Source organism: Nonomuraea dietziae, from assembly GCF_014195505.1.
In the GTDB taxonomy this organism is placed as follows: Bacteria; Actinomycetota; Actinomycetes; order Streptosporangiales; family Streptosporangiaceae; genus Nonomuraea; species Nonomuraea roseola.
Map to the genome: position 1 here is coordinate 2,191,273 of NZ_JACIBV010000001.1, position 11,114 is coordinate 2,202,386.

Annotated in this window: 11 protein-coding genes; 10 read left to right on the forward strand and 1 reads right to left on the reverse strand. The window is 70.9% G+C overall.

Annotated elements, in window-relative coordinates:
- Positions 1–21 precede the first annotated feature (21 nt).
- The 4 genes from FHR33_RS10625 to FHR33_RS10640 are packed head-to-tail and all read left to right on the forward strand — an operon-like array spanning position 22 to position 5,913.
- Positions 22–1,554, forward strand: coding sequence for an acyl-CoA carboxylase subunit beta (locus FHR33_RS10625; protein ID WP_183659986.1), 1,533 nt, complete (start codon positions 22–24; stop codon positions 1,552–1,554).
- Entirely contained in the window at positions 1,551–3,485 is a 1,935-nt protein-coding gene (locus tag FHR33_RS10630) for an ATP-binding protein (protein ID WP_183645789.1), read from the forward strand. The genes FHR33_RS10625 and FHR33_RS10630 overlap by 4 nt, the downstream gene beginning before the upstream one ends.
- Positions 3,482–4,255, forward strand: coding sequence for an enoyl-CoA hydratase-related protein (locus tag FHR33_RS10635; RefSeq protein ID WP_183645790.1), 774 nt, complete (start codon positions 3,482–3,484; stop codon positions 4,253–4,255). The genes FHR33_RS10630 and FHR33_RS10635 overlap by 4 nt, the downstream gene beginning before the upstream one ends.
- Positions 4,246–5,913: an acyclic terpene utilization AtuA family protein gene (locus FHR33_RS10640; protein ID WP_183645791.1), complete on the forward strand. Its 1,668-nt coding sequence runs from the start codon at positions 4,246–4,248 to the stop codon at positions 5,911–5,913. The genes FHR33_RS10635 and FHR33_RS10640 overlap by 10 nt, the downstream gene beginning before the upstream one ends.
- A gap of 40 nt (positions 5,914–5,953) precedes the next feature.
- On the opposite strand, the gene FHR33_RS10645 is transcribed toward FHR33_RS10640, so the two are convergent.
- Complete coding sequence (locus FHR33_RS10645) at positions 5,954–6,388, reverse strand: ROK family protein (RefSeq protein ID WP_183659987.1); 435 nt, start codon at positions 6,386–6,388, stop codon at positions 5,954–5,956.
- Positions 6,389–6,411: 23 nt separating this feature from the next.
- Between FHR33_RS10645 and FHR33_RS10650 the strand changes: the two genes are divergently transcribed.
- From FHR33_RS10650 to FHR33_RS10675, 6 genes are all read left to right on the forward strand, one after another.
- Positions 6,412–7,227 carry a GNAT family N-acetyltransferase gene (locus FHR33_RS10650; RefSeq protein ID WP_183645792.1) on the forward strand — a complete coding sequence of 272 codons (816 nt, stop codon included), beginning with the start codon at positions 6,412–6,414 and terminating at the stop codon, positions 7,225–7,227.
- Positions 7,228–7,305: 78 nt separating this feature from the next.
- Positions 7,306–8,316 (forward strand): phosphotransferase family protein, encoded by a 1,011-nt coding sequence (locus tag FHR33_RS10655; RefSeq protein WP_312895459.1) that lies wholly within the window; start codon positions 7,306–7,308, stop codon positions 8,314–8,316.
- Entirely contained in the window at positions 8,301–9,569 is a 1,269-nt protein-coding gene (locus FHR33_RS10660) for an acyl-CoA dehydrogenase family protein (protein ID WP_183645793.1), read from the forward strand. The genes FHR33_RS10655 and FHR33_RS10660 overlap by 16 nt, the downstream gene beginning before the upstream one ends.
- 61 nt (positions 9,570–9,630) lie before the next feature.
- Complete coding sequence (locus tag FHR33_RS10665) at positions 9,631–9,834, forward strand: hypothetical protein (protein ID WP_183645794.1); 204 nt, start codon at positions 9,631–9,633, stop codon at positions 9,832–9,834.
- 61 nt (positions 9,835–9,895) lie between these two features.
- Positions 9,896–10,747: a Scr1 family TA system antitoxin-like transcriptional regulator gene (locus tag FHR33_RS10670; protein WP_183645795.1), complete on the forward strand. Its 852-nt coding sequence runs from the start codon at positions 9,896–9,898 to the stop codon at positions 10,745–10,747.
- A 73-nt stretch (positions 10,748–10,820) separates the two neighbouring features.
- Positions 10,821–11,084: a hypothetical protein gene (locus FHR33_RS10675; RefSeq protein ID WP_183645796.1), complete on the forward strand. Its 264-nt coding sequence runs from the start codon at positions 10,821–10,823 to the stop codon at positions 11,082–11,084.
- Positions 11,085–11,114: the final 30 nt, after the last annotated feature.

An 11,114-nucleotide genomic window follows, 5' to 3' on the forward strand; every position in this document is an offset into this window, starting at 1 on the left:
CACCGTGACCGCAGCAACGCCATGCTCGCCAAGCTGGCCGACCTCGACGCCGAGCACGCCAAGGCGGTCGCCGGTGGCGGGGAGAAGTACGTGCGGCGCCACCGCGAGCGCGGCAAGCTCCTGGCCAGGGAGCGCGTCGAGCTGCTCGTCGACCCTGGCTCGGCCTTCCTCGAACTCTCGCCGCTGGCCGCATGGGGCAGCAACTTCCCCGTGGGGGCGAGCGTCGTGACCGGCATCGGGGTGGTCGAGGGCGTCGAATGCGTGATCACCGCCAGCGATCCGACCGTGCGCGGAGGCGCGTCCAACCCGTGGACGCTCAGGAAGACGCTGCGCTCGGCCGACATCGCGCTGCGCAACCGCCTGCCGTACATCAACCTGGTGGAGTCGGGCGGCGCGGATCTGCCGACGCAGAAGGAGATCTTCATCCCGGGGGGCCGGATCTTCAGGGACCTGACGCGGCTGTCGGCCGCGGGGATCCCGACGATCGCGCTGGTCTTCGGCAACTCCACGGCCGGCGGGGCGTACGTGCCCGGCATGAGCGACCACGTCGTCATGGTCAAGGAGCGCGCCAAGGTGTTCCTCGGCGGCCCCCCGCTGGTCAAGATGGCCACCGGCGAGGAGTCCGACGACGAGTCGCTCGGCGGGGCGGAGATGCACGCGCGTACCAGCGGGCTGGCCGACCACCTGGCCGCCGACGAGCACGACGCCCTGCGCATCGGCCGCGCCATCGTGAGGTCGCTGGGGTGGCGCAAGCTCGGCGTGCGGCCCGGCCCTGTCGTCGAGCCGCGCTACCCGCAGGAGGAGCTGCTCGGGATCGTCCCCGAGGATCTCAAGATCCCCTTCGATCCGCGCGAGGTGATCGCCAGGATCGTCGACGGCAGCGAGTTCGAGGAGTTCAAGCCCCTCTACGGCGCGTCGCTGGTGACAGGCTGGGCGCGCCTGCACGGCTATCGGATCGGGATCCTGGCCAACGCGCGCGGCGTGCTGTTCAGCCAGGAGTCGCAGAAGGCCACGCAGTTCATCCAGCTGGCCGACCGGTCGCACACGCCGCTGCTGTTCCTGCAGAACACGACCGGCTACATGGTCGGCAGGCAGTACGAGCAGGGCGGCATCATCAAGCACGGCGCGATGATGATCAACGCGGTGTCGAACTCGACGGTGCCGCACCTGACCGTGGTCATGGGCGCCTCCTACGGCGCCGGCAACTACGGGATGTGCGGGCGCGCCTACGACCCGCGCTTCCTGTTCGCCTGGCCGAGCGCGAAGTCGGCGGTGATGGGTCCCGCGCAGCTGGCGGGGGTGCTGTCGATCGTCGGACGGCAGGCCGCCCAGGCGCGCGGCCAGGTCTACGACGAGGAGGCCGACACGGCGATGCGGGCGATGGTGGAGGCGCAGATCGAACAGGAGTCGCTGCCGTTCTTCCTGTCGGGACGGCTCTACGACGACGGGGTGATCGACCCGCGCGACACCCGCACGGTGCTCGGGCTCTGCCTGTCGGCGATCAACAGCGCGCCCGTCCCCGAGACGGCCGGATACGGGGTGTTCAGGCCATGATCACGAGACTGTTGGTGGCCAATCGGGGCGAGATCGCGCGCAGGATCTTCCGCACCTGCCGCGAGCTGGGCGTCGAGACGGTCGCCGTCTACTCCGACGCCGACGCGGACGCCCCGCACGTGTCGGAGGCGGGCCTCGCCGTACGGCTGGGCGAGCCCATGGCGTACCTGGACATCGAGGCGATCGTCAGGGCGGCCGAGCGGTCGGGCGCCGACGCGGTCCATCCCGGCTACGGCTTCCTGTCGGAGAACGCCGCCTTCGCCGTCGCGGTGGTCGAGGCGGGGCTGACCTGGGTGGGCCCGCCGCCCGGCGCCATCGCGGCGATGGGCTCCAAGATCGAGGCGAAGCGGCTGATGGCCGAGGCGGGCGTCCCCGTGCTGCCCTCGCTGGCCGTCCCCGCCTCCATGGGCGAGACCCCCACCCGTGACGGCCTCCTCCAGGATGGCGAGGCTCCAGGGGAAGGGCCGCCGGTGGGCGGAGAGACGGAAGGCGCCGCCGGAGCGGGATGGAGCTATCCGCTGCTCGTCAAGGCGTCGGCGGGCGGCGGCGGACGCGGCATGCGCGTCGTCGACGGCCCCGCCGACCTCGACAGGGCGCTCGCCTCGGCGAGGCGAGAGGCCGAAGCGGCCTTCGGCGACGGGACCGTGTTCGTCGAACCGCTCCTCGATCGGGCGCGCCACATCGAGGTCCAGATCCTGGCCGACGCCCACGGCACGGTGTGGGCGCTGGGCGAGCGGGAGTGCTCCATCCAGCGCCGCCACCAGAAGGTGGTGGAGGAGTGCCCCTCCCCCGCCGTCACCCCCGCGCTGCGCGACAGGCTGGAGGCGGCGGCCGTCAGAGCCGCGCAGGCGATCGGGTACGTCGGCGCGGGCACGGTGGAGTTCCTGGTCAAGGACGACACGATCGCCTTCCTCGAGATGAACACTCGCCTTCAGGTCGAGCACCCCGTCACCGAGCTGGTCTACGGCGTTGACCTGGTCGAGCTGCAGCTGCGCGTCGCCGAGGGCGAACCGCTGCCAGGCGCCCGGCCCTCGCCCTCGGGGCACGCCGTCGAGGTCAGGCTCTACGCCGAGGACGCCGCCTACCTGCCCCAGTCCGGCACGGTCGACCTGTTCGAGGTGAAGGGTCCGGTGCGGGTGGATTCAGGGGTGGAGTCGGGTTCGACCGTCTCCACCCACTACGACCCGATGCTGGCGAAGATCATCTCGTTCGGCCGCAGCAGGGGCGAGGCGATCAGGAAGCTGACCACCGCCCTCGACGGCGCCCGTGTCCACGGGCTGACCACCAACCGCGTCCTGCTGCGCAACATCCTGCGAAGCAGGGCCTTCCGCGAAGGCGACACCCACACCGGATTCCTCGACGAGCACCGGCTCGCGGCGCACGAGCCGCCCACCGAGGCGCAGACGCTGGCGGCGGCACTCGCCATCGCCGCCCGTCACAGGAGCGAGGCCACCGTGCAGAGGAGCCTGCCGTGCGGCTGGCGCAACGTGAGATCGCAACCCCAGATCGCCAGGTTCGAGGAGGCGGAGGTGGTCTACGACCCCGCGCCGCGGGGGGTGGTGAGCGCCCGGCCGTACCGGGTGGTCACGGAGACGGACGGCCTGCGCCAGACCTTCGAGATCGCGCACTACGAGGGCCGCGTCTACGTCGGGGACACCCGGCTGACCCCGCTGCCGCGCCTGCCCGAACCCGCCGAGGAGCACGCGCCTGGCTCCCTGCTGGCGCCGATGCCGGGTAGCGTGCTGCGCGTCGAGGTCGAGCAGGGAGCCGCCGTCAGCAAGGGGCAGGTGGTCCTGGTGCTCGAGGCGATGAAGATGGAGCATCAGATCGCCGCGCCCGCCGCGGGAGTCGTCTCGGCCGTCATGGTCGAGAAGGGCTACCAGGTCGAGGCGGGAGCCGTGCTGGCGATCATCGAGGAAGGGGAAGCATGACGCGCCTGGTCCACAAGGAGCTGGAGGGTGGCATCGCCACCATCACCCTCGACTCGCCGCCCAACCGCAACGCGCTGTCGGTGCGGCTGCTGGGCGACCTGGAGGACCGGCTGAACTGGGCGCTGGCCGAGCCCGAGGTACGGGTGATCGTGCTGACCGCCACGGGAACGGTCTTCTGCTCGGGCGCCGACCTGAAGGAGCAGCGCATCGAGCCCGCCCGCGGGGTCAGCGACGCCCCTGTGACCGCCTCGTTCCCCGAGATCATGACGCTGATCTGGGAGAGCCCGAAGCCGGTCATCTGCCGCATGAACGGCACCGCCCGCGCGGGCGGCCTCGGTCTGGTCGCCTCCTGCGACTTCGCGATCGCGCCGCTGACGGCCTCGTTCGCCTTCTCCGAGGTACGGCTCGGCGTGGTGCCCGCGATGATCTCCGTGCCGGTCCTGCGGCGGCTGCAGGCCAGGGCCGCCTCGGAGTACCTCATGACCGGCGAGGTGTTCGACGCGGCCAGGGCCGAGGAGATCGGCCTGATCAACAGGGCGGTGCCGATGGAGGAGCTCGACGCCACGGTCGCCCGCTACGCCGACATGCTCGTCAAGGGCGGCCCCGAGGCGCTGGCCATCACCAAGCGCCTGGTCCGCGACCTGCCGTCGGTCTCCTTCGAGGAGGGTCTCAGGCAGATGGCCGCGCTGTCGGCGCAGCGCTTCACCTCCGAGGAGGGCCAGGAGGGCATCGCCGCCTTCATGGAGAAGAGGCCGCCCAAGTGGTGCTGAGGATCGCCAACTGCAGCGGCTTCTACGGCGACAGGCTCTCGGCCGCGCGCGAGATGGTCGAGGGCGGCCCGATCGACGTGCTGACCGGCGACTGGCTGGCCGAGCTGACCATGCTGATCCTGGCGGGCAACAGGCTGAAGGGCCGTCCCGGCTACGCCGTCACCTTCGTCAGGCAGATGGAGCAGGTGCTCGGCGCCTGCCTGGAGCGGGGCATCAAGATCGTCTCGAACGCCGGAGGGCTCGACCCTGAAGGGTGCGCGGCGGCGATCGAGAAGCTGGGCCTGTCGGCCAGGGTCGCCCACGTCACCGGGGACGACGTCACGGGGCACGACCTCGACCTGGTCAACCTCGACACAGGCGAGCGGCTCACCGAGCCCGTCCTGACGGCCAACGCCTACCTCGGCGCCCGTCCCATCGCCGCCGCCCTGGCCGCGGGGGCCGACGTCGTGGTCACCGGCAGGGTCACCGACGCCGCCCTCGTCACGGGCCCCGGCATCTGGCGGTACGGCTGGGGCCCCGGCGACCTCGACGCGCTCGCGGGCTCGGTCGTCGCCGGGCACGTCATCGAGTGCGGCTGCCAGGCCACGGGAGGCAACTACTCCTTCTTCGGCGAGGTGCCCGACCTGGCGCACTGCGGATTCCCCCTCGTCGAACTGCACGAGGACGGCTCGTCGGTGGTCACCAAGCATCCCGGCACCGGCGGCCTGGTCTCGGTCGGCACGGTCACCGCGCAACTGCTGTACGAGATCGGCTCGCCTCGCTATCTCGGGCCCGACGTGGTGGCCCGCTTCGACACCATCGCCTTGTCGCAGGAGGGCCCCGACAGGGTGAGGGTCTGGGGGGTGAGGGGCGAACCCCCACCCGGCACGCTGAAGGTCGCCGTCAACTACCTCGCCGGGTACCGCAACACCATGACGCTCATGCTGACCGGCCTCGACCTGGAGGAGAAGGCCCGGATCGCGCAGGAGGCGATCTGGGCCCGCGTGCCCCGCGAGTCGTTCGAGTCGGTGGACGTCTCCTTCGACCCGCCGCTGCTGCGGATCACCGTCATGGACCGCGACGCCCGCAGGGCGGGACGCGCCTTCTCCTCGGCGGTGGTGGAGACGGGCCTGGCCAGCTATCCGGGCTTCTACGGTCTGACGCCGCCGGGGGACGCCTCGCCGTACGGGGTCTACTGGCCGACGCTGATCCCCGCCGCCGACGTCCGCCCCCGCGTCATCGTGGGCGGCGAGGAGGTCGCGCTCCCCTCTTCCGAACGGCCGGACCCTGCGGTGGAGGTGCTCGTCGATCCCGTGGCGCCGCGATGGGACGCGACGGGCGTGCCGACGGTGCCCGCGCCGCTGGGGCGGGTCGCCGGGGCCAGATCGGGCGACAAGGGAGGGAACGCGAACCTGGGCGTGTGGGTGCGGACCCCCGAGGAGTACGGCTGGCTGGCGCGGACGCTGACAGTCGAGCGGCTGGTGAAGCTGCTGCCCTCGCTGGAGGGGCTGATGGTGGAGCGGTTCGAGCTGCCCAACCTCAACGCGCTGAACTTCGTCGTCCACGGGCTGCTCGGCAGGGGGGTCGCGGCCAGCCCCCGGCTCGACCCGCAGGCGAAGGCCCTGGGCGAGGAGCTCCGGGCCCGGATGCTGGAGGTGCCCGAGACCTTCCTGCGATGAGATCGGCACGCCCGTCCGCCACGAGGCGCGGCGTCCGGCTTCAGGCAGTGGTGTCGAGCGCGGTGGCGGCGAGCAGGGCGGCGCCGAGGAGGCCCGCCTGCGGGCCGAGCGCCGACACCTCCACCCTGGGCGGTCGGCGGAACGCCAGGCGGGCGGCGAGGCGCGTCCTCAGCGGACCCACCAGGGCCTCGCCCGCCTGCGCGAGCCCGCCGCCGATCACCACGAGCGTGGGGTCCAGCAGCAGCGTGGCGGTGGCCAGGGCGAGGGCGAGGGCCTCCACCGCCTCGTCCCACACCCTGCGGGCCACCTCGTCGGTCCGTGAGAGGACCGCCTCGGCCGAGCTCTCCCCGCAGCGCGCCGCGATCGACGACGCCGAGGCGTAGGCGGCCAGGCAGCCGCGCTGGCCGGAAACGCACCGGAGGAGGACGAGGCCCGGACAGACGAGATCCGCAGGAATCGGTTTGAAGCCGGTCAGGGGTGTGGGACAGGATGGCCCGCATGCAGATCCGCCGCCTCACCGAAGACGACCTGCCCGCCTGCGGCCGCCTGGCCCTCAGCCGCGACTGGGGCGCCGAGAGCCGCAAGTGGCGTTTCCTGCTGGAGGTCGGCGAGGCGTACGGCATCGACGCGCCCGACGGCGACGGCCTGGCCGCCACCAACATCGTCACCCTCTACGGCGACGACCACGCGGTGATCAGCATGGTCCTGACCGCCGAGAGGTACGGCAGGCAGGGCATGGGCCGCGCGCTCATGGAGCACGTGCTGGCACGGGCCGGCGAAAGGACGGTGTCGCTGCACGCCACCGCGTACGGCCGTCCCCTCTACGAGCGCACCGGCTTCCGCGCCGTCGCCACCGTCGTGACCCACAAGGGCATGTTCACCGGCCAGGCCTCGGGCCGCACCCACAAGGCCGACGACATCGAGGCCGTCGTGGCGTTCGACGCCGCGCGGTTCGGCGCCGACAGGTCGGCCGTGCTGCGCCGGATGCCGGGCTTCCACGAGCAGGTGCGGGTGGCCGAGCGCGACGGGCGGATGACGGGCTTCGGCGGCGCGTGGCGCAACGACGGCACGCTGATGATCGGGCCGGTCGTCGCCGACGACCAGGCCACCGCGCGCGATCTCATCGCCGACCTGGCGGCGGGCTCCACGCTGCCGGTGCGTCTCGACCTCGACGACAGCCGTCCCGACCTCGTGGACTGGGCGGTCGAGCGCGGGGTGCCCCACTTCTTCACCACCAGCGCCATGGTGCGAGGCGGCGCGCTGCCCGGCGACCAGTCGAAGCTGTTCGCCCCCACGATGCAGGCGCTGGGCTGACGACGACCGGCCGGGCGGTCGCCCCGATGATCACGACCATGGGTTGACCCGGCAACCAGAACATGGTTCGGTTCTGTCGTGACCACGACCCCCGCGCACATCGACGTCAGCGCGATCGACTTCGACGTGCTCGGCGTCTGGATGGACGCCGAGGGCCTGCCCGAGGGGCCGTTCGAGAACGCGCGGCCGGTCCTCGGCGGCACGCAGAACGTGATGGTCGCCTTCGAGCGGGGCGGCGTGCCGTACGTGCTGAGAAGGCCGCCCCTGCACGTGCGCGCGAAGAGCAACGAGGTGCTGCGCCGCGAGGCGCGCGTGCTGGCGGCGCTGGAGGGCACCGGCGTGCCCGCGCCCAGGCTGGTGGCCGCGCAGACCGCCGACGAACCGGTCTTCTACCTGATGGAGCCGGTCGACGGCTTCAACGCGACGACGGGGCTGCCTGAGCCGCACGCCTCCGACCCCGCCATGAGGCAGCGCATGGGCCTCGAGGCCGCCGTCGCTCTGGCCGCGCTCGGCAGGGTCTCGCCCGACGTGCTGCCCGGTTTCGGCAGGCCTGAGGGATTCCTCGAGCGGCAGGTGCCGCGCTGGACGAGCGAACTGGAGTCGTACGGCAGGCTCGAAGGCTATCCGGGCCCGGAGATCCCCCTGCTGCGCGAGACGGCCGAGTGGCTGGAGCGCAACAGGCCGCGGGCGTTCACGCCCGGCGTCATGCACGGCGACTACCACGTGGCCAACCTGATGTTCTCCCACGCGGGCCCGTGGGTGGCGGCGATCGTCGACTGGGAGATGTGCACGATCGGCGACCCGCTGCTCGACCTGGGCTGGCTGGTGGCCACCTGGCCTTCGTCGCAGCTGCAGGTGCCCGGCCTGCCGGCGGCCGAGGAGCTCCTCGACTGCTACGCCGAGCTGTCCGAGCGCGACCTGTCCTCGGTCGACTGGTACGTCGTGATGGCCTGTTTCAAGCTCGGCATCGTGCTGGAGGGCACCCACGCGCGCGCGTGCGCGGGCAAGGCGCCCAAGGACATCGGTGACCTTCTTCACCAGACAACACTCGACCTGTTCGCGAGGGCGCAGACATGGATTTCTCGGTAGAGCCGGAGTTCCAGGCCAAGCTGGACTGGATGGATGCCTTCATTACGGAGGAGGTCGAACCGCTCGACCTGGTCTTCCCCGGTCAGGCGTACCAGAAGCTGGACGAGCGCCTGCGCAAGATCGTCGATCCGCTGAAGGAGCAGGTGCGCGAGCGCGGTCTGTGGGCCTGCCACCTCGGGCCCGACCTCGGCGGCCAGGGCTACGGCCAGCTGAAGCTCGCCCTCATGAACGAGCTCATCGGCCGCTCCACCTGGGCTCCGGTGATCTTCGGCTGCCAGGCGCCCGACACGGGCAACGCCGAGATCATCGCGATGTACGGCACGGCCGAGCAGAAGGAGCGCTACCTGCGTCCCCTGCTCGACGGCGAGGCCTTCTCCGCCTACTCCATGACAGAGCCGCAGGGCGGGTCCGACCCCCGGCTGTTCACGATGCGGGCCGTCCGCTCCGAGGACGGCTGGGTCCTGGACGGGGAGAAGTACTTCACCTCCAACGCGGCCAATGCCGACTTCCTCATCGTCATGGCCGTCACCGATCCCGACGCGCACCCGTACAAGCGGATGTCGATGTTTTTGGTCCCGTCCGGCACCGAGGGGGTGGAGATCCTGCGCAACATCGGCACGATGGGCGAGCGAGGGGGTCACCACGCCCACATCCGCTACGACCAGGTCAGGGTGGGGGCCGACGCGCTGCTGGGCGAGGAGGGCGGAGCGTTCGCCGTGGCCCAGGCCAGGCTGGGCGGCGGAAGGGTCCACCACGCGATGCGCACGGTCGCCGCGGTCAAGCGGGCCTTCGACATGATGTGCGAGCGGGCGCTGTCCAGGCAGACCGTGGACGGCGTGCTGGCCGACAAGCAGCTCGTGCAGGCCGCCATCGCCGACTCCTACCTGCAGATCCAGCAGTTCAGGCTGCTCGTGCTGCACACCGCGTGGCTCATCGACCAGTCCTCGACCAAGGAGGCGCGCACTCAGATCGCCGCGTGCAAGGTAGCGGCGGCGCGGGTCTTCCACGACGTCGTCTACCGGGCGATGCACCTGCACGGGGCGCTCGGCGTCTCCACCGACACCCCGCTGGCCAGGCTGTGGCAGTCGGCGCCGCTCATGGGGATCATGGACGGGCCGACCGAGGTGCACCAGGCCTCCATCGCGCGGCGCGTGCTGCGCGGATACTCTCCGTCCCCCGGATTGTGGCCGAGCGAGTTCCTGCCCGACAAGCGCGCCGCCGCCCATACCAAATACGGCGATTTTTCGTCTTAAGCGTGATCTTCCCCGTACAATTGCGCGCAATTGCCATCGCGGTTTCGGGGAAGGATGCATCATGCGCATGAGGTTTCTCGGCTCCACGTCCGAGGCGGGCGCCTGCCCGACGCTCTACGAGACCGACCGCGGAACCATCGTCGTCCAGGGTCTGACCGTGACCGACAGGGAGGCCCTGGCCGACCTGCGGGACGTGCTCGACGGAGAGAGCGCCGTGGAGGTGCCTCGGGAACTGCTCGTGGAGATCGCACGCAGGGTGCTCTGACGTCACAATTGCGGCACTACCCCTGGCATGATCGTCCCCGCTGGGTCTAGCCTCTGGCGGCGTGACGTCATTCCAGCAGGCCCGTGTCGAGATGGGCATCAGGTTGCGGCAGTTGCGCGAGACGGCCGGGCTGTCCGGCAAGGAGCTCGCCGAGCTGCTGGACTGGCAGCCCTCCAAGGTCTCCCGCCTCGAGAACGCCAGGCAGAGCGCGACCGACGACGACGTGAGCGCCTGGGCCGCCGCCGTGCGGGCCGAGCCCGAGGAGCTGGCCGAGCTGAAGGAGCGGGCCGCCGCCATCGAGCTGCGGCGCTCCGACTGGCGGCACTGGGCGCACAGCGGCCTGGCCGCCTCACAGGAGGACGTACGAGGTCAGGAGGCCAGGGCGACCCTGTTCAGGGTGTTCGAGCCCGGCGTGATCATCGGGTTGCTGCAGACCGCGGAGTACTCGCGGCACGTCTTCCTCACCCTCAAGCGGGAGTACGGCGCGACAGGCGAGCTCGACGCGGCGGTGCGGGTGCGGATGCAGCGACAGGAGATCCTCTACGACGCCTCCCGCACGTTCAGGTTCATCATGCCCGAGGCCGCGCTGCGGACGAAGCTCGCGCCGAGCCAGGTGATGCAGGGCCAGATGGACAGGCTGCTGGCGGTCACCACGCTTCCCACCATCGAGCTGGGGATCATCCCGTTCGAGCAGCAGCACCCCTCGGTGCCGCTGACCGGCTTCTGGCTCTTCGACAACGACCAGGTTCTGGTGCCGACGAGGTCGAAGGAGGTGCGCACCAGCGAGCGCCAGGACGTGGAGTTCTACGCCCGGGTGTTCGACGAGTACCACAAGGTGGCGGTCTATGGGGAAGAGGCCAGATCTGTCATCATGCGCGTGAATCACGACTACGCGAAACAATCGCAACTTTAATACCGACAATTGCTTGCCTATCCCAGCAAGATCGTGCAACCCTAGCGATCAGTTGATGCGGAGGTGATGCACGATGCTCGACACCATGCTGTGCCTCGAGGAATTCGCCAGGGCTGCAGGAACACACGCGGACCTGCGTGTGCAGAATCTCGCCCTTGCCAGCGAGCCGGCGTTCGTCTCGGTGGTCAATCGCTTCTCCCTTACCTTGACCGAGACCGTGACCTGCTCCCCCGAGGGCGCCTACGTCACCTCCTGGGGCTACCGGCTCGGCACCGTGGACGACGTGAACGGCGCGGCCGCCCGCCTGGCCTACCTGCTGGCAGCCCTTCCCGCCTGACCTCGCCCCGACCAGCGCGCCCGCCGATCC

Excerpts from the sequence above, each read along its gene's own strand:
- FHR33_RS10665 (WP_183645794.1), top strand. The coding sequence starts at position 9,631 with ATGCGCATGAGGTTTCTCGGCTCCACGTCCGAGGCGGGCGCCTGCCCG.
- FHR33_RS10630 (WP_183645789.1), top strand. The coding sequence starts at position 1,551 with ATGATCACGAGACTGTTGGTGGCCAATCGGGGCGAGATCGCGCGCAGG.
- FHR33_RS10660 (WP_183645793.1), top strand. The coding sequence starts at position 8,301 with ATGGATTTCTCGGTAGAGCCGGAGTTCCAGGCCAAGCTGGACTGGATG.
- FHR33_RS10625 (WP_183659986.1), top strand. The coding sequence starts at position 22 with ATGCTCGCCAAGCTGGCCGACCTCGACGCCGAGCACGCCAAGGCGGTC.
- FHR33_RS10635 (WP_183645790.1), top strand. The coding sequence starts at position 3,482 with ATGACGCGCCTGGTCCACAAGGAGCTGGAGGGTGGCATCGCCACCATC.
- FHR33_RS10675 (WP_183645796.1), top strand. The coding sequence starts at position 10,821 with ATGCTCGACACCATGCTGTGCCTCGAGGAATTCGCCAGGGCTGCAGGA.
- FHR33_RS10650 (WP_183645792.1), top strand. The coding sequence starts at position 6,412 with ATGCAGATCCGCCGCCTCACCGAAGACGACCTGCCCGCCTGCGGCCGC.